This window comes from Pseudovibrio sp. FO-BEG1 (assembly GCF_000236645.1).
Classification (GTDB): domain Bacteria; phylum Pseudomonadota; class Alphaproteobacteria; order Rhizobiales; family Stappiaceae; genus Pseudovibrio.
In genome coordinates this window covers 4015819-4033902 of sequence record NC_016642.1, presented here as the reverse complement: position 1 = coordinate 4033902, position 18084 = coordinate 4015819, and the positions used below count along the sequence as shown (strand labels likewise).

Here is an 18084-nt window from a genome sequence, read left to right as displayed (position 1 = left end):
TTTGCTTTTGAAGTGAGAGCTACTTGGGTTTTTTCGCTTAAGGTTTCGCGTTTGCTTCGCGGACGACCCAGGCCGTCTGGTCTCCGTATATCGCGACGGAGTATCCTTCGTATTCACGGACCAACGCTCCAAGTTCACCTACAGCAACGAGACGGCTGCTTTGGTTGATGGACTGGCCTTTTTTGTAGCGTTTGTTGGTATCGCTCAACACGTAGCGTTCTCCAATCAGGCTTGCGCCAGAGACAGTCAGCGACGGTGTGTTCAGATCTCTTGTCAGGAAGCTGATGAACTCTGGATTACGCAGGCTTTCACGAATGAAGTTGGAGTAGGGCACCAAACCAAGTTTATTGCTCAGCTCCGCTTTGATCAGACAATCACGGGTTGCCGCTGGATTGACTGCTGCTTCCAGAATGTAGCGCTGACGATCATCCGGGAATGTCGTGAGGGACAAACTCTCGCTGCTACTGAGAATATCGAGCCAGAGCACAGTTACCGGGATCTGTGAAACAGGCACGGAGAGGTCGTCTGAGCAAAGAGGTCCTTCAGAAGGTGGTGTAACAAGCAGTGGCAGGAATTTCTTTTTCAGATCTTCTGGTACTGTTTTAGATTCCGCAGATTTCATCCAGGCGAGGAAGACCACTTCAGCTGCCTCATTGAGTTCCGGATCATCTAGAGCAATGCTCTGGAAGCGTGCATCAACCTTGCTTTGAGGGGTTACTTTCCCTTTTCCAACTTCTTTAGTTACGCCCTTGTCTGTTGCACCACCAACTTTTGTTGGTTCTACTTGCTTGAGCTCTTCTGGTGTCTCTGTTGGAGATGTGGAAGCCTGTGCTGAAGAAATACTGATACTACTTAGCAAGCGTTCTGTCGCTTTTTGAAGCGGTGTTGCAGGTGCATCTGGCTTGTCAGCTTCTGCGTTATCATTTTGTTTCGCGACACGACTAGAAGACTTTGTGCCGCGACGTTCTGGAGCAAAGCCATCTTGCTGTTTGATTGCGCGTGCGAGCTCAAGCACTTTCGTTTGGCGTTCTTCTACCGGTTCATTGGTCTTCGGATCTACTGCTGCAAGCAAAGGTTCTATGCCGCCATCAAAGTTGGCTTTGAGGTCAACAACTTGACCGTTTTCCTGTACCAGTTTGACCAGCGAGCGCAGAGGGATGACAGATGCGTATTGGCGGGAGTAAGAGCGCAGGAAACCTGACCAGCGATCTATGTCCTGGCTGGCAATGATGCCGCTTACTTCCAGCGTTTTGTCATCAAGGCGGAAAATGATGGTGTCATCAATCAGTGCGCGTTTGGCAAGTTTGCGGACATCCAGCAGATAGTCATCAGCGGTCTTAATCTTGGAAGTTACGCTGGAGATACCATTCAGGCCGCGCAGATCTGCAATCAACTGGTCAGCCTCGGCTTTATCCAGTACGGAGCCGCTGAGGGTCAGTTCACCGTCATCCGCAAGTGCAAAACTGATGTTAGATCCGCGGGATTGCAGATAACCTGCGATATCTTTCTTTAGTGTTTCGATGACGCGGACGCGTAGGCGAACAGGAACAGCTGTGCGTTCCACTGCTTCAGTAATTGCGCGGCGTTGAACTGGCTCGCTGACATATCCTGTCAGGTAAATCTGATCATCCACGTCCTGGCGCAGGCTTAAGCTCTCTGCGAAGGGGAGGTCAGCCAATGCTACGCGCACAGCTTCTATGCCACCATTCGGGAGAGCGCTTGCGGTGCGAGGGGAAATCTTGCCTGAGCCTACAAGATAGAAGCCGCCAAGGACCACTGCACTTGCAACCGTTGCAAGGGCGATGCGTTTACGGTGTTTTGTGAGCGGCGCCATAACCGCGTCGACGTGCTTTGAGTTTTCACCTAGCAGCGAGTTAGCTGCAGAGTTCTCGGCTTTCTCGTTTTCACCTTCGCTGGCTGCATTCAGTGCTTTGCTGAGTGTCGCCCATTGGGCGTTCTTCGCGCCGAGGGCGATTTTGACGACACCAATGTTTATGACATCCAGTGGTTCAATTTCGACCCACTCGTCATCTCCACTGTTAAGAGAGACGCCGTTTTCAGTGCGGATGTCGCCAGTTTTGGCGGAGATTTCAATTTTATTGTCTTGCAAGCGCAGTTGCATATGGCCTGCGGCGACGCTGAGGTCAGCAATCTGCAGGTCATCGTTTCTGTCAGAGCCAAGTGTATACTCACCCGGCTCGAGCATGACTTCGGCGCCAGCCTGTTGGCCTACAAGTATTTTGAGGATGAGTTTACCCATTCGCCGTCCCACCTAACAAGCGCTGGAGTTCGCAACTATGGCTGTGTTGCCAAACGCGAACGAGAAAATGCCATGAGTTGTTTAGGCTCGGTGTGACCGGGCTTGTCTCATGTGCTTGAATAAGAAAAAGGCTCTCTTATGCACGTGCTCACGCAGGCAGAAGAGAGCCTTTCAATGACTTAGGAAATGTTACGTGCGCAGGCTTTTACCATGTCTGCGTGCGCCTTCACCATGCTGGTACGTGTCTGACCCATGGTGGTGTATGTGTTCACGAGCAGCTGCAGGGTGAACATCTTTTCTGTCTCAGCCAAGTTGGAGTTTTGAGCTTCAATGATCTTGTCATTGATCTTATCCATCTCAGTCTGAAAGCGGACGCTGATGTCAAGAGCGTTCATGCCCGCTTTATTTTGCAATGCTTCGGGAGCATCAGACGTATAGGACGCTGTAATGCCTTGGGTAAAAGACGTCATGTTGACTCTCCTAATATTTGCGCGGCTCTAACTCTGTACTGGAAATTTGCGCAGGACGTCCTGAGCAGCAGTGATGCCGTTTATCACTGTCTGAATGCGTTGATAGTCAACCTCGGTCTGAGGTTCCTCAGACTTGCGACGCATCTGAGCAGAAAGGTCTTCCAATTTTTCTCCGAGGAGCTGCGCATGATCTGATCCTTGTGAGCTTTTCAACGCCTCTTCCAGATCGGTGACATACATCTCGTTATTGGTGTTTTCTTCCTGCACGCGTCAGTCCTTTGTTTCAACGCTTACCAGCTTCTTAAAAGTTTGATTCATTATTGAGCAAGTTCCGCTCCAGCATTGTCCTATTCAGCACAGTGATAGAACGATCCTGAATTTTTATGATACCTGCGCGCTCCCATTCTTTCAGACGGCGATTGATGTTGCTGCGTGTGCCGCGAGCCATCGCGCCCAAGTCGCTCTGAGTGACGATTGCACCAGAGATGACAGACTTATCCTTCGGATCACTACCAGCTGGAGTGCCAATAGACTCCAGCAAGCTGAGCAGAGCGTGAGCCAGACGAGCTGAAAGGCTCGGCAATGACAGGCAGCGGGTTGATTCGATGTAGGAGCGATAGTGTTTCGCTACGACTACAGCCAGCGCGCGGCAGATCTCTGCACTCTGTTCGTTGATGACATGAAATGCAGAACGTCTGATCTTATGAACGACAACATCTCCCAATGCGCATGCTGTGTCGGCATGTACAGATCGCTGAAATACACCCAGTTCGCCGAAGCTTTGGCCCGCAGTGATGATGGCATAAAGGAAGGTAGATCCATCTTCACGCAAGTGACTCAAGCGAACGTGACCGCTTTCGATGATGTAGAGAAATTCAGCTTCATCTTCCTGGAGATAGATGTTTTCGCCATTTGAGTAGGTTGGACGGATCGCTGACTGCTCTAAAGATGCACATAATTCATCATTCAGCTCTTGAAACAGCGCTGCATTCTCTTTCCAGCTGCTTTCACCTGAGGATGAGGTGCCAGTATTATGAGCTTGTGATGCGCCTCTACCCAGGCTTGCATCATATACTGCCTTTTCCATAGAAATGTACCGTGACCTCTTACTTAAATAAGTGCAGCTATTTCAGAGTTTGAAGATATACTGTTCTCCGTAGAGCAAATATACTTCGTCTTGTTTTTATTATACTCTACCAATATTCCACCCCAATCTCACTTGTACACAATTGCAAAGAATTGTGCTTCAGAACACGGTTAAAACTATAATTAAGACAGCTAATAGGCGAGTCAAGTCTGACTGTCATCATCTAACTTATATTTTAATGGATATTGTTCGTATCCCTCGGGATTGTGATTTTAAGTGCGAAAAAGTCACGATTTCCCTCCGTAATGTGAACAAGTGTGAGTCATTATATGATTGAAGCTGGTGTATACCTGCACGCAGTAGTCGTAGTATTTAAAGTGAACTCAATTCACCTATTAGATAGTCGACCGTTTGTTCTAGTTTTGCAGGGCTAAGTTGTCCTGCTTCGTAAAGGACTGCTAGGTGTAACGTTCCATCTTTTGATTTTCCCGCATGCAGGTTGGTTCCGATTTCAGGCCTGAAGCCAGCTTTGGTCAAAAGCGCTTCATTTGCTGAATTTTGATCACCTGTCATAGCGCGGCCGAGGCTCACAACGATGCTGTTGCCGTTCTCGACAGGAGTAAACGTCAGCTCTCCAGATTGTGATAGGAGGTAACTCAGGCTCCCATCCGCTTGAGGAGAAAAAGGGATTTTCATATTGTTTGCGAACGCTTCCAGACTTGACTGGATAGCACTTGAAAACTGCATTCAAATCTCTCCTTTGCTTTTTCTGAACGTCGTTTGTGTTGCTGTTATTTTGCTGGCAATGAAGGCTCAATGAACACTGGTGGATCCAGTAGTGATCAGGTTGGCGTTCTTGAACGTTACGGTGTCGGATGCTGTCTGATACTGCTCTTCTTCCAGTATCGTCAGCTGCTCAGACAGAACCAGTAGCGTTTCGAGTTGTTGATTGCGGATGTTCTCATTGGTGAGAATTGTGTCCGGAACCTCGCGGTGTAGTGCTAGCAGATTGTTGGTGTAGTTCAGGGATGCGCTCACACCTGCCGGAGCCAGTGGAGCAACGAGGCCTTGCGCATCCGCTGGTGAGGTTACTGCCTTACCCAGATAGTGGAAAAGGGAGCTGGCGAGTGAGTCTGTGCCCAGCTCATCGACCACGCGGTTGAACTCAGCGAAGTTGCGGCCTGTCAGCTTAGTCGCGACATGGACACCTTCATAAACGGTCCGCAGGCTTTTTAGTTTGCCGAGTTCGGTCAGCACAGCTTCCAGGTGAGCTGGCTCGTCCTGAGTATCTGCAATCTCTAGTCCCTGGCTCGCTGCTGTAGTGAACAGCTCTACGACATCGTCAAATGAGGTGAGGGGTGAGCCTTTGTTTCCGTTGACGTCCTGGTGCAAGGCGTGATGTCGGGCGATCAGATCATTGAACTTGTCGAAGATGATGCCGAAGTTTGCCTCACTGCGCAGCATGTCACGGTAATGTTCGCGGATGACGGCTGGGTCTGTTCCAAGATCCTCGGCCTTGTCATGGGCCAGTTCGGCCACCGCGAAGCCAGCGCGTACATCTCTGCCGGTCTCTCCGCTTTCCATGTACTCGCGTGCATTGAGCAGAGCACCCAGTAACGCATCATTTGCGCCGGTGTTCTCGAAATGCTCAATGGCAATTTGCAGGGCAGCGTATTGGTGTGTGACATCGCCATCAAACTGCTGCAGGAATGCGAAGACATCCTGAGGTGTCAATTGACTGGAGCCGCCACCAGAACTGTAGTTGTTCTGATAGTCTTGCAGCAACTGAACCAAACCTTGCAGTTTTTCCTGCGAAGGCATGTCTGGCAGTTTGTCGTAGTAGTCGGCGATCCGTGTGATCGCTTCGATGTTTGCACCCTGACCCTGACGGATTGAGCGGCTCTCCAGTGATCTCTTATCCAAGCGGGAGGAGACGGCCTGTCCCAGCTCTTCTGCGGCATCCGTCAGCTTGGATGGATTGTTAAGCTGCATAACGCGTTCAGCGCGGCGTTGACCGGTTGCTTCTGCTACCAGCGGCGCGCCGACAGGCGACTCAGCATTGTGAGTAGCAATGGTTGATCTTAAGACCTCTAAGCTCATGGCAAGTCCCCCGCTGATAATATGAATAGGTATATGTCTTTCTCATACTTCTTTTAGTGGAATTGCTTTGTGTCGGGCGGCACAAGCGGTGTCACCCATTTTGCTAATTCTGCCTTTCCTGTGGTTTCGATTTTTGGGTGTGTCGATCGGAACAGCAGGGTCTTCAGCCTCACAGCTATAGAGGGAAGATCGTGTTTTGATGGGAATGTTGTATGGCGAAGACCAGATCCAGCAAAGATGAGTTGCTTCCCCAGTTCACTGTCACTGGTGATGCGGGTGATTTGTGCTCCTATCTGGATGAGGCCTTAAGTGCTTGTAATGCTAGTAGGAACTGGCCTTCAGAAGGTGAATGGCAGGATGTCTCTTTTCAGATGGCCGCAAGCCTTCAGGAGCTGGTGGACCTGCCTGCAGTTCAAAAAGATCCAGCTGCGCAGCGTTTGATCGGTGGCTTGCTTTCCTCAAGAAGTTTTGAAGATTTTTTGCAAGGTTACGACGCGATTGCTGAGCATTTTACGAAACGCCTGAAAGATCATGAAAATGAGACTGGAGGTGTTCGCTCTCAAGCCATCAAGCCCCAACGAAATGCGGGGCGTACTCGTCTGATTTTGTGAAGTGAGGAGATGAAAATGATAAATAATGTAGGTTCAGGTTCCTCTACACCTGTCGATCCGAATACTCTTGTCACTCCTAAAGATGATGATGCATCCAAGGCTGCTTCTGGTGGTGCAGGTGATGGTGCGCAGGAAAAAGCTGCTGCTCAGTCCGGCACATTGCAGGCTGCGGAGACGCAGACGAGTGTTTGGGATAGTTTTCTTTCCAATTTGCCTGAGAATGATCCGGATTATGAGAATCCGTTATTGTCGATTCCGGGGACGACTGCCCATGCGACCGATCCAAGTAAATACAACGCATATGTCGATAGTGTTCTGGTAGATCCTGCTGATACCGTTGCAGATGAAGATCTGCCTGCGAACTATAACAATCCGACCCCGCAGCAGTTCTTGTCCTGGCACCCGGCTGTTCAGTTGCGTTATCTGCGCGACAACTTTTCTGAAGCTGATATTCAGGCCGGTCGTACTGTTATTGGTACTGGTGACAATCAGGTGGGTGTCATTCGTTCTGACGACAAGCGCAGCATCACTGTTGTGAATGAACTGACCAAATCCCGGATTTTCCAGCACACCAAGACTGAGCAGGAGAGATTGGCAAATAATCCAATCTTTCTGACAAAGATCGCTCCATTGCTGGATTTGCTGCCAAAATCGGGTACGGATCTGGCTGCAAGTCGTACTGTCATTACGCAACAGATTGACAGGCAAATTAATGAGGTCAAGAACAAGTCTCTGACCAATAAAACTTCAAGTTCAGATCAGAATAAGTTTAATACTGACAAGCAGGCTTACATCAAGCAGTTGGAAATGCTGCGAGAAAATGTACCCAATAGCGGTATTTACGCGCCTTCTGATCTGGCTGCTGAGATGCAAGAGATCGTTAAGCGGTTTGAGCGGGCGCACGCTTACTTCGATGTGAAGACACCGCATCTGGCTAATCCGGCGCGCGATTCACGTAACGTTCTGACGCCAGACAGCAATGCATCAATCAACCGAGGGTATGCTGTCTTCATCGAGCAGGAGCAGCGCATTCTGGCTATCAAGCAAGCTGAGCAGCAGATGTTGTCGGCTGGTGGTATTACCAATGCAGATGGTACGGTTTCGCGGCTGGATTTGCCTACACTGGTGGCGCTCATTCAGAATCAGGCCAGCTTGAAGCAGCAGGCGGTTATCACAATGAGGACGGAGCAGCTGACACAGTTGAACCAGTTGTCGCAAGCCTATGCAGAAATGCAGCGTATTGTGAATGAGACGCTAAAGAAGTTTGTTGATACCGGAAAGGATGCGGACAAAGAAAAGCACACCATTTCTGTATCTTTCGATAATCCTAGTCAGTTCAGCACTGCTGTTGCTTACATGTTTGAAGACTATGCTTCGGCCCAGCCGCATCCAGTCGAAAAAGAGTTCAATATTACGCGCCCAACGCATGACATGATCAGCAATAGTAGCGGAAGTAAGAACTCCTTTAAGCGCACGCAGTGGGAACGGTTCTCGACGCAGTTGAGTGATGCGGTGACTTTGTTGAACCCGCAGCTGCTGACCAACGATATCAACCAGGATAATCGTGAACAGAACCGTTCTTATGAGCAGGCGACAGGTACAGTGCGTCGTAGCTTTGATCTGAACATTCAGATCGCACGCGGCTTCTCCTAGGATACATTTATAGAGTTGGCGGTTCTGGCTTTTGTAGTCAGGGCTGCCTTTTGCTTTAACTGAGTACGGAATTCGGAATGCGGGTTGCATCAATTACAATTGGGGTGAATGAGGTCTCCAACTGGAAGGTTGAAGATCAGGTTCAGTTGCCTGAAGGCAAGAAGCTTGCTCCCGTATTCTTACCTGAAGTCCGGCCTCTGCATGAAGTGCTTCATCGGCCAACTTTGGATGAGCGGTTGCCGGCCCTGTTGTTGCCGGATCTGTCAGAGACAGACATTCTTCTTCCGACTGAGCTGAGTGAAATGCGCAAGGAGCTTCAACGCTTGTTTGCAGCAGCTGCTCTGCGGGAGCAGGGGGAAAGAAAGCGCATCCTTAAAAGTGTCGCTGATCTGCTGATGGGTGATGTCCTGCTTGATGAAGACCTGCAAGCTGCGCTTGCCATGTTGTTGCAGGGGTAAAGGTTATGGCAGCTCTTAACAGTCGGCAGCGGGATTTTCTGCTCTTGAGCGTCTACATCATGACGCAGAACTGCAAGTATGCAGAGGCTTTGACCATGGTGCAGGGCATGATGGTGATGGAGGACGACTCCAAAGAGGTTTTACTCGCTCGCACCATCCTTCTCTTCTTGCTCAATCGGTTTGATCTGGCGCTTGAGAGTTTGCGTGAGCTGGACCTGTTAGATCCGCTTGAGCAGTTTGGAAAGTACACCCGCTCGGATGAGCAGTCTATGCGCCACTATATTCGGGCGCGCTGTCTTTATACGCTCCACGATGCTGACAAAGCCAAGGATGCAATTGACATCTATCTGGGCAATCGACGGCAAAAACTCTCTCAATAAAATTGGATTGAGATCAGAGAGAGGGCAGGGTTCCTCTCTTTTTGATTGAAATGCGCTGTTGCGAACTGTGGTTCGGCAGTGTGTTGTCTTCGCTCACATATTCGTGACGCATAAAAAATCACTGCACAATGTGTATTGCCTATTCTTGTGTTCTGTTTGGCACAGAACACCTTCTGATTGCGCTCTATTGTTTTCTTAAATGCTGAATTAGTCAGAGATAAAGAAAGAGCGCCATGTCACTTCTGGATATGCCTAAACAATCACCGGAACTCTTTGTCGAAACGATTAAAGAGATCGCTGAGCCGCTCATCGAGCATGTTGATTCACTGGGCTTCAAAGATGAGCAATTTTACCAGTTGCTGAAGCAGGGTGTTTCCATCTCTGAGATGCTTGATCTCTCCAAGGAGGAGCTGGGTGCTGTTTATGAAATGGCGCGCCGCAATATCTCTGTTGGTCAGGTTGAGAAGGCGAAGTCACTGTTCATCATGCTGGTGCAGATCGCGCCGATGGAAGAGCAGTACACCTATGGCCTTGCAATGACCTATCAGATTCAGGGCGATGTGCGCATGGCTGTGAAGCTCTATCTGCACTTCATCAGCATGGATGCGACGAACCCTCAGGGTTACCTGCGCCTCGGTGAGTGCCTGATGGCTGCGAAAGAGTATCAGGAAGCTGGTGATGCTTTTGAGGCTGCGCTGCGTATGTTTGATGATCTTGTCAAAAATTACGATGACAAGAAGTATGCGCAAACCATGATGAAGAGCGCGCGCCAGAAGCTGGTCTGACATTAGCTTTTATCCCAATAATTTAAGTATGGAGAATAGATATGGAGCTTCCTAAAGGTCTGGGCCTGGGTCTGAACAGCAACAGTCTGGGCGATATTTTTGATACGACCTCTGAGATGACCGGCAAGGCTGGTGATGTGAAAGGTGCGGGTAAAGTTGGTCCAGGTGCACTGGCGTCTGTTGGTGGTACGCCGATGATCGCGACCATTGCGTTTGCGCAGCACATTACGCGTCTTTCTAACAGCCTCACTCAGGTTGGTTCTGATACACCTCTGACGACTTCCAGCTTCCAGGATATTGAAGTGCTTGTTGCGTCCGTTCTGGACAAGATGCAGGGCACTCAGGAAGCGGTTGAGAAGAACAAGGTGAACCTCACTCAGGCGAAGCAGAAAGGTGCTTTGCAGGATAAGGCGATCAAGCTCGAAGAATCCATTCGTAAGCAGGAAGAAGCTGAGAAAAAGCAGAAGGGTCTCAGTATCTGGCAGAAGATCTCTCTGGCGTTCCAGTGGATTGCTGCGGCGATCTCCATTGTGGCTGGTAGTATTCTGGCGGTTATTCCAGGGCTTCAGGTTGTCGGGGCGTTTATGATTGCTGCCGGGGTGGTGCAGCTTGCCATGGCCATTGATGCCACGGTGCAAGCGGCCACGGGACGAAGTATCGCCGGGCACATAGCTGCCGCCGCCGGAGCTGATGAAGATACCATCATGAAGGTGGACATTGCGATGAAGGTGGTTGGTGCCGTTGTTGGTATCGTTATGGCCGCTGCGTCCTTCTTCATTCCTGGTGCTCAGGCAGGCAGTGTTGGTGCGATGATCCAGGCGATCTCGTCCATCACGTCCGCGATCATTCAGATCGGTAGTAGTGCAGGTTCCATCGCAGCTGGTGCGGTTTCTTACACCGCAAGTCAGGATGCTGCGCAGGCGAAAGAACTGCAGGCAGATGCCGCGGATCTTGATGCATTCATCCAGTTGCTCAGTCAGATCATTGACCAGTTGCTGGCAATTCTGACGAAGGCTGGTGAGCAGTTTGCAGATGCGCTGGATGGAACAGTGAGCTCCATGAATGAGCGTGCTGACACGTTGAGCAGAACAAAGTTTGCAGGTTAAGAGGAGGTATTTATGAACGCAACTGTAGGTACTAATTACAATCGTGACTATCTGCCGCCTAGTTTCTTTCAGGACGGCAAACTTGCTGTTTCTGAAGAGCGTGCAACAAAGTTTCAGCAGAGCGTAGAAGCGCGTCTGGCAACTTTGCCACCAGAGCATCACGGTACTTTCCTGTCTCTGGTCTCCTTGCCGCAGTTCGCGGCAAGTGCAGATTTTGATCAGGCGACCACTGATGAAGTTCTGGGGCGTCTGGAAGCTGCAACTGTTGCGATCGGCTCTTTGGATAAGATTGATAGCACTGGTAACCTGTCCCGTCTGATTGCTCAGGCGCTGTTCAAGTCAGCCATCAACCAACGTAACAATGAGCTGGAATCACGTCTGATTGCGCGTGAAACCGTGAAGACGCAGATGCACGCACAGGCTGGCAAGAGCCGTGACGCAGCTGAAGAGACCCGTACGGGTGCGATCATCAGTCTTGTTGTGACTGTTGTTTCTTCCGCTGTTTCCATCGTGATGTCTGCTGTTGCGATTGGTAGTGCTGCTAAAGGTCTGGGTGCTGCAAAGAACTCAGCCAATGCGAACTCGCAGGCAGCGAAGATGGATGCCAAAGCTGCGGATGTTGCGCCTGGTAAAGGCGGCAAGCTGGGTGACTTCTACTCTCAGCGTGCAGGTGACTTCCGCTCTCAGGCAAAAGGCTTTGATGCTGTTGCAAGTGCATCTGGTTCCCGTGCTCAGTCCATCGCCACAATCGGTGGTGTAGCGAACACTCTGGGTAACACGACTTCGCAGGCTGCGAGTGCGTTTACTCAGGCGAATGCAAAAGAAGATGAAGCGATTTCTCAAGAACTGGCTGCTGCGGCAGAAGAGGTTCGTAAGGAGAATGATCAGGCTGAATCCATCCAGAAGGCTCTGGATGACATCATCCGCGCGATCATTCAGTTCCTGAAAGAATCCCGGGAAATCGAAAACGAACGGGCGGCTGCGATTACTCGCGGTTAAGCCGAAAAAGCAGGTGTGCGTTTATTACCCTCAACGCACACCTGTTTTTCTGCGTTTGCTGGTTGGCTGCTGATCTTGCGCATCTCAGAGAGGATTGCTCGTGTTCGCCATAAACTACTCAGGGTGCTTGGATAAGCTCTGGCGAAAGCTGGGGTTGGGTGCTCCGATATTCTCCGAGCAGAACACCGCTTCAATGAATGTTGACGGGGTTCAACTTGTGTTTTCAGACGCGCTTGATGGTGGGGGCATAGATGTCACCACTGTGATTGGTGTGCTGAGTGAAACGGTTGGAACGCGAAACCGGCAGATTGTAGAGATCCTGCATCTTAATCTGGCTTGTCTCTCTCAATTCCGATGTCTGGCAAACCTTCGTAAGACGAGCGAAGGCGCAGAGGAACTGGTGCTTTCTGTGAGCTGCCGTGGTTACACGGATTTAGACAAGCTGACGGTGCTGGTGGAAGAGCTGCTGTCGGTTGTGAGTCTTTATCAGCCGTTGGTTTCAGCAGATGCAGGTGGGTATGCCAGCAATCCATTGTTGGGCGCGGGGCAGACGACGCTCTCTGATGAGCTGGATGGCGCTATGGTGTTTCACCTTTAAGCTCGCCGATATCCTTCAAAACAAACTAATTTTAGAGCCGCAAAGAGGCACGTTATGACTGAGCTTGTTCCAGAACTGGGCAAATCTCCAGAAGAAGACATTAAGGCAATCGCAAAGGGCGCGATTGGCCGGAGTTTGGGGCTGACAAAAGATGATATCAATCCGGGGCTGGTGATGGCCAAGGGGTTGATGGATACTGGCCGCACAGAGAAGGCTCTTGAGATCTACACTGGTCTGGTGTTGCTTGAGCCGATCAATGTTGATGTTCAGCTTGGACTGGCAAACTGCGCAGTGCAGCTGCAGCAGTATACGCTTGCAGTTCAGGCAGCCTCTGCTGCAATGGTGCTCGATCCTACCAATCCGCGTCCTTACTACTTCTCTGGCGTTGCTTGTCTTGCTCTCGGCCATATCACTGAGGCGAAAGAAGATCTGGAAGATACGCTGAAGTACGCTTTGGAACGTAAGGATGCTGAGATCCATCAGGCGGCCCAAAAGCTGCTGTCTGGTTTGAACAACGCCTAGCGTTTTTGCGCTGATACTTTCAAAAAAATCTGAGGCCGGGGACAAACGATGTCACAAGCACCTGCTACACAAAATGCTCCGGCTTCTGACGAGCTGCCATCCGATGTTGAGGTTGATCTTGATGCTGTCTTTCAGGGGCTTGGCGGCGGCGATGTGAGCGCACGTGCTGTGCTCGATGCGCTACGTTCAGGGCAGGGGCTTTCGGCAGCTCTCAATGCTGATGGTAAGCTGGAGAAAGTGCTTTATCAGTTTGCGTATCAAGCCTTGCATTTGCAGCAGAAGGCTTCTGCTGAAGAGCAGTTCAAAGTACTTTGTTTGCTCAATCCTAAAAATGCTGAGTATTGGCTGGGATTGGCTTTGAGTCATTCGAATTGGCCGCTGGGTGGTGATGAGGTTGAGACCTCGCTTCGTCAGGCAAAGCTGGTTGATGAGGCTAATCCCGCTGTTGCGCTTCGGTTGGCCGAGCATTGGTTGTGGTCCCGCAAGCTGGATGAGGCGACCTCCGAGCTGGTGCGCTTCTACAAGTTGATGAAGACGCGACCAGTGCCTAGCCTGATCGACTATTCCAAGCGTCTTACCTATGCGCTGGAGGCGCAGAAGAAAGCTGCGGTGCGCGACAGCGATGCGTCATGATCGCAACCTCCGGATATCTGCATCTGCCCTATGAGTTGGGTGAGGATGAGAACGGGATTGTTGAACTGACAGCTCCTACGCAGGCAGAGAAGTATTCCAAGATTTCCGGCGATATCGGGATCCTGTATCGGGATCTGTCACTTACTGCAGGCTTGCTGAAATCTGCGCGCAGGATTGAGGCTGTGAAGCCGCGCGGTTCGGGCAGTATGTCGGTCGAGCGGCAGTTGGCGCTGCAATATGGCACTGAGCTGGCGCGCACCAGAGTGCTGCCCAAAGATCATAGTTTTGAGTATTCACAGCGCGCCGTCCAGACGGTCAATCGATTGCGGGATGCTGAACAACTTTATCTGAAATACAGCGCGCAGTTTGATTTATCCCGTTGGTTTGCCTACGAAAAACCGAGCCTGACATTTTCAGATGAGACGCGAGTTGGCTTGGAGATGTTTTCGGTCGAGTCTTCCTCTCCGACTGATCTTCATGAACTGATTGCCAAGATTGAAAACCGGTATCATCTGCTGCAAAGGCTATACACGCAGTTGCCAAGGTTGAGTGAGCACAAGCGGCGACCTGGGTATGCCTATGCTTTCATGCTGCTCACGGATGGTGTTTTGTCAGCTCTAAGAGCAGCGCTTGCGAAGCAGGATGCGACCACTGGAGATGATGGGCCGGCTTGACCTGATGTTCAAAGGTGAATCTGCTGTTCTGATTTCTGGCCGATCTTATTCTTTGTTTTGCATCAGTCGGATGCTGCAGGTGTTGTACGTTCGGCACACACATGACAGTAACGATTATTTCACTCCGTAATTACCCCAATAATGTCCATTAGAGGGCGGGCTCTGTGTTTTAAGGCACAACATGACCGCTGGGTTATCTGCGACATATAGGTGGAGATAATTCAAGGAGTCTGACATGACTGCAGTATCATCGATTGGTTCTACACCTGCATCCAACGCAATAGATGGCAATATCCAGCTTGATCGTCCGGTGGCGGCCAAGAGTGTTGAAGCTATTCCGTCTGCCAGTCAGCTCCTTTCAGTTGGCGTTTCAGCAGCGTTTGGTTTGCAGCCACCGCCAGACACAGCAAACCTTGAGGTGCTTGTAGGGCAGGTCGTTGCGCGCTTTGAAGAAATTCAGACTTCTTTGAAAGAGCAAAACCTGATTGGGCAATCTGAAAAGGTTCGCTCTGCACGCACTGAACTGCTGCAATCGCTGGCGCTGCAGGAAGATATTGCTGCTGACATTGAGGCGCTGGATCTGCAACAGCAGGAACAGGAAGGCCAGTTGTCTGATCTGCAAACCAGCCTTGCCTCCAAGCAGGACGAATTGGCGAACCTGCCAGCGACTGTGCCGAGCGACCCTGATGATCCGGATAGCGAGCTTATTAAGGATCCGAAAGAGGTTGCGCGTCTGAATGGTGAGATTGCGCAGATCAACACATCCATCGGTGAAGTGGAAACAGCGATTGCTGACACCGTTGCGCAGCTTGACGTGAAGCTGGAAGATCTCAGCGAGAGTGATGCCATGCAGTCCTTGCTGCGCACTGCGCTTGAAGAGATGGCCGGTGCACCAAAGACTGGCGAGATGGATGAGAGCGGTCAATCTACTCTGGAAGGCGTTTTGACGGATGCGGCGACCAAGCTCAATGCAGCCAAGCCTGAGTTTGATCAGCGCCACACCATCATTGAAGAGCTGCGCAAAGAAGTGCGTGAGCTGGCTGATGAGCGCGTGAAAGACGAGAAGGCGCTCATGACGCTTCTTGAAGCTGAGTACGCGCTGCGTCTGGTCGGCTTTGTATCCAACTCCATCTCCAAGTCACTTTCTGTGGCAGAGCAGTCGGTAGGTGGGCAGGACACAACAGATACCACCGGAAGAGTTCAGCTGCTGTTGGATAACGGCCGCGTCTAACTTAATCGAAAAAAGTTCGGGCAGCACATGTGCGATTGCCCCGGGTTCGTTTAGCCCCGGGGTTCGTGTTGGGCGCTTGTGCTGAACGCATAGGTTTGAAATGATTGGTGCTAAACTAAGTTCAATGCTGCGCAAGACAGCAGGCGTATTTTCAATTTCCGTGATCCTGTTGGGCTGTACAACAACTCAGCCAGCTGATCAGGAATGGGAAGACACAGCTCCGCCAGCGGGGCTTACAGAACAGCTGCAATATTTCTTCTCAGAAGAGAACCAGCGTGATGTTCATCTTGCCCTTTCAGGCCAACCGCGGCTGGCATCCCACTCACGCGGCACTCTGGGTCGTTCGATCAACACCCGATGGGTGAACAGTGAAAATGCGGCGCAGGGCAGACCGGGAACGGCGTTCTTCTTCAACGATGAAGAAGCCAAGGTTCTACTGGCTGATGCTCGTCTTAACAGTACCAACCGTCAAGAGATCCGTGTTGCTCAGGCCAGTGATGCCAAGGCAACCTCTGATGTGGTGCGCCTGAACTTCCGTGGTGAAACGCTGGAGTATTTCATTCAGCAGACACTGGGTGGCATTCTTCAGGTCAACTATGTGATTGATGAGCCTCTGGAAGGCACGGTTACTTTCCAAACAGAAAATCCTATCGCCAAAGACCAGATGCTGTCTTTGGTGCGTGTTCTGCTTGGGCGTAATGGTTACATCCTGAAGCTGATTGATCAGATCTTCCACATTGGTCGTCCTGAGACCATTCAGGCGATTGAGCAGTTTTCCGGTGTTGGTTCTGCTGGTGATCTGAAGCTGCGCATTCTGCCAGTCCGTTCTGCATCCTCTGATGATGCGGCGAAGGTTCTGCAGGCTATTCTGCCGGCAGGTGCCTCTGCTGTTGCAGTGGAAGGTTCCAACAAGATTGCTATTCGCGCTCGTCCGGAAGATATCGGAGCGGCTGAGGAGCTGGTGAACAGCCTTTATAACCGCGATAATGATAAGACGATTGTTTCTGTGTTGCGTCTGCAGCAGAGCTCTGCGAGCCAAGTCGCGAAACAGATTACCACTCTGTTCCAGCAGCTTTATCCTAATCAGCTGACCTCACCGCTGACGATCATTCCGCTGGAAACGCAGCAGTCATTGTTAGTCGCGGTGCAGAGCCGTGAGATGTTGCAGCGTGTGCGCCGGATTACGAAGGAAGTTGACTACAACCTGCTGGATACTCCGAAGGTTCGTATCATCACCCTGAAGTACTTGCCTGCAAATGAGATTGCGACACAGCTGACGCAGATCCTTGAAGGTGAGAGCGGTAGTGGTGTTGCTGCGCAGCCAGTTGAGCAGCGTCAGCAGGCTTCTCGTGGGAATGGTTCTTCTGCCCGCAAGTTCCCGGTTTCTGCAAATGGCGAGTCTGTCGGGCCAGCAGAGGATTCCATCAGCAACCGTTTCAGCAATGCAAATAAGCTGTTTGATGGTTTGACTGATGCTCCTAGCAATCGCGTTGCAGTGGGTGGCAAGGTTAGCATCGTGGCGGACAGCCGTAATAATGCTTTGCTGGTGAACTCTACCTACAAAGAATTCAAGCATATCCGGGATGTGGTGCAGGCGCTTGATCTGCCGCTGTCTCAGGTGGTGATTGAAGCGACCATCGCGGAAGTAAACATCAATGATAACCTGTCCTACGGTGTGCAGTGGTATCTGGCCAAAGGCAACTTTGCAGGTGGCATTGGTGCCGTGGCCGATGGTGCGTCTCGTCCGACAAAGGCGGCTGGTGGGGCACTTTCTTTGAATACTGTTGGTGTTGATGTGGTGTTGAAGGCACTGCAGAACATTACGAAAGTTAAGGTGATCTCTTCTCCTTACCTGACCGTTCTGGATGGTCGTAAGGCGCGCCTTGTGATTGGTGATCAGGTGCCGTTTGCGTCCCGCAGTCAGTCTTCCAGCAATGATGGCAATGTGACTGTGACCAACGAAGTGGACGTGAAAGACACTGGTATTGTTTTGCAGGTTGAGCCGAATATTCGTTCTAACAACTCCGTTCTGCTGCAGATCCAGCAGGAGGTGAGTAACGTGGTTCAGAACAAGACTGAAGAAGGTTCGCTGACGCCAACGATTGCAACACGTACCATCAACTCGGACATCGTGGTTGAATCTGGCCGTACCATTTTGCTGGGTGGCCTCATTCAGGAACGTAAAGAGAATGGTGAGTCTGGTGTGCCGATCCTGCGCAAGATCCCTGTGTTTGGTGAGTTGTTCAAAGAGAACACCACAAACGACACACGGCGGACGGAGCTGCTGGTGATGATCACACCGCGTGTTGTTCGCAAGCAGTCTGAGCTGCAGAACATTACGCAGAAACTGCGCCGCGAGCTTTCAGCTTTCTAAGGTTAGCGACAGCTGCAACACCTATCCCCCGGAGTGCTTCTGCGTTCTGGGGGATTTCTTTTTTAAGTTGCAGACAGGTGAGGGAAATTCATTTTCGCGCGCCTTGTAAGTGCCTCCATAAGCGGCGGAAAAATAAATGCTAA

19 protein-coding genes are annotated in these 18084 nt (G+C 50.8%); 13 read left to right on the top strand and 6 right to left on the bottom strand.

From position 1 onward, the window contains the following. Nucleotides 1–37: 37 nt before the first annotated feature. The 6 genes from PSE_RS18110 to PSE_RS18085 form a co-directional block, all read right to left on the bottom strand. Nucleotides 38–2260 (bottom strand): FHA domain-containing protein, encoded by a 2223-nt coding sequence (locus PSE_RS18110; protein ID WP_014286177.1) that lies wholly within the window; start codon nucleotides 2258–2260, stop codon nucleotides 38–40. Nucleotides 2261–2439: 179 nt separating this feature from the next. Next, on the bottom strand, nucleotides 2440–2730 hold the full coding sequence (locus PSE_RS18105) for a hypothetical protein (RefSeq protein WP_014286176.1): 291 nt from the start codon (nucleotides 2728–2730) through the stop codon (nucleotides 2440–2442). Nucleotides 2731–2757: 27 nt separating this feature from the next. After that, nucleotides 2758–2997: an EscE/YscE/SsaE family type III secretion system needle protein co-chaperone gene (locus PSE_RS18100; protein WP_014286175.1), complete on the bottom strand. Its 240-nt coding sequence runs from the start codon at nucleotides 2995–2997 to the stop codon at nucleotides 2758–2760. A gap of 34 nt (nucleotides 2998–3031) precedes the next feature. Continuing rightward, nucleotides 3032–3817, bottom strand: a complete 786-nt coding sequence (locus PSE_RS18095; protein ID WP_014286174.1) for a Crp/Fnr family transcriptional regulator — start codon at nucleotides 3815–3817, stop codon at nucleotides 3032–3034. Nucleotides 3818–4189: 372 nt separating this feature from the next. Beyond that, entirely contained in the window at nucleotides 4190–4564 is a 375-nt protein-coding gene (locus PSE_RS18090; protein WP_014286173.1) for a CesT family type III secretion system chaperone, read from the bottom strand. A gap of 66 nt (nucleotides 4565–4630) precedes the next feature. Next, nucleotides 4631–5917, bottom strand: coding sequence for an HrpJ domain-containing protein (locus tag PSE_RS18085; RefSeq protein WP_014286172.1), 1287 nt, complete (start codon nucleotides 5915–5917; stop codon nucleotides 4631–4633). A gap of 212 nt (nucleotides 5918–6129) precedes the next feature. Here PSE_RS18085 and PSE_RS18080 point away from each other — a divergent pair, with 212 nt between their 5' ends. The 13 genes from PSE_RS18080 (at nucleotide 6130) to gspD (ending at nucleotide 17941) form a co-directional block, all read left to right on the top strand. Then, nucleotides 6130–6528: a hypothetical protein gene (locus PSE_RS18080; protein ID WP_014286171.1), complete on the top strand. Its 399-nt coding sequence runs from the start codon at nucleotides 6130–6132 to the stop codon at nucleotides 6526–6528. 15 nt (nucleotides 6529–6543) lie between these two features. Next, a complete protein-coding gene (locus PSE_RS18075) occupies nucleotides 6544–8181 on the top strand; it encodes a hypothetical protein (RefSeq protein ID WP_143111101.1) in 1638 nt (545 codons plus the stop codon). Between the two features lie 77 nt (nucleotides 8182–8258). Beyond that, nucleotides 8259–8639, top strand: coding sequence for a hypothetical protein (locus PSE_RS18070; RefSeq protein ID WP_008546577.1), 381 nt, complete (start codon nucleotides 8259–8261; stop codon nucleotides 8637–8639). Nucleotides 8640–8644: 5 nt separating this feature from the next. Further along, nucleotides 8645–9019: a hypothetical protein gene (locus PSE_RS18065; protein WP_014286168.1), complete on the top strand. Its 375-nt coding sequence runs from the start codon at nucleotides 8645–8647 to the stop codon at nucleotides 9017–9019. 233 nt (nucleotides 9020–9252) lie between these two features. Then, the gene (locus tag PSE_RS18060) at nucleotides 9253–9804 is read left to right on the top strand and encodes a hypothetical protein (protein ID WP_014286167.1); all 552 of its coding nucleotides are present in this window, start codon (nucleotides 9253–9255) and stop codon (nucleotides 9802–9804) included. Between the two features lie 41 nt (nucleotides 9805–9845). Continuing rightward, entirely contained in the window at nucleotides 9846–10910 is a 1065-nt protein-coding gene (gene sctE / locus PSE_RS18055; RefSeq protein ID WP_008546475.1) for a type III secretion system translocon subunit SctE, read from the top strand. A gap of 12 nt (nucleotides 10911–10922) precedes the next feature. Then, the gene (locus tag PSE_RS18050) at nucleotides 10923–11909 is read left to right on the top strand and encodes a hypothetical protein (RefSeq protein WP_008546173.1); all 987 of its coding nucleotides are present in this window, start codon (nucleotides 10923–10925) and stop codon (nucleotides 11907–11909) included. Between the two features lie 193 nt (nucleotides 11910–12102). Next, nucleotides 12103–12507: a hypothetical protein gene (locus PSE_RS18045; protein WP_208997983.1), complete on the top strand. Its 405-nt coding sequence runs from the start codon at nucleotides 12103–12105 to the stop codon at nucleotides 12505–12507. Between the two features lie 54 nt (nucleotides 12508–12561). After that, the gene (locus PSE_RS18040) at nucleotides 12562–13029 is read left to right on the top strand and encodes a tetratricopeptide repeat protein (RefSeq protein ID WP_014286165.1); all 468 of its coding nucleotides are present in this window, start codon (nucleotides 12562–12564) and stop codon (nucleotides 13027–13029) included. Nucleotides 13030–13077: 48 nt separating this feature from the next. Then, nucleotides 13078–13662, top strand: coding sequence for a hypothetical protein (locus PSE_RS18035; RefSeq protein ID WP_014286164.1), 585 nt, complete (start codon nucleotides 13078–13080; stop codon nucleotides 13660–13662). After that, nucleotides 13659–14336, top strand: a complete 678-nt coding sequence (locus tag PSE_RS18030; protein WP_014286163.1) for a hypothetical protein — start codon at nucleotides 13659–13661, stop codon at nucleotides 14334–14336. The genes PSE_RS18035 and PSE_RS18030 overlap by 4 nt, the downstream gene beginning before the upstream one ends. A gap of 235 nt (nucleotides 14337–14571) precedes the next feature. Further along, nucleotides 14572–15567, top strand: a complete 996-nt coding sequence (locus tag PSE_RS18025; protein ID WP_014286162.1) for a hypothetical protein — start codon at nucleotides 14572–14574, stop codon at nucleotides 15565–15567. 100 nt (nucleotides 15568–15667) lie between these two features. Further along, the gene (gspD, locus tag PSE_RS18020) at nucleotides 15668–17941 is read left to right on the top strand and encodes a type II secretion system secretin GspD (protein WP_208997982.1); all 2274 of its coding nucleotides are present in this window, start codon (nucleotides 15668–15670) and stop codon (nucleotides 17939–17941) included. Nucleotides 17942–18084: the final 143 nt, after the last annotated feature.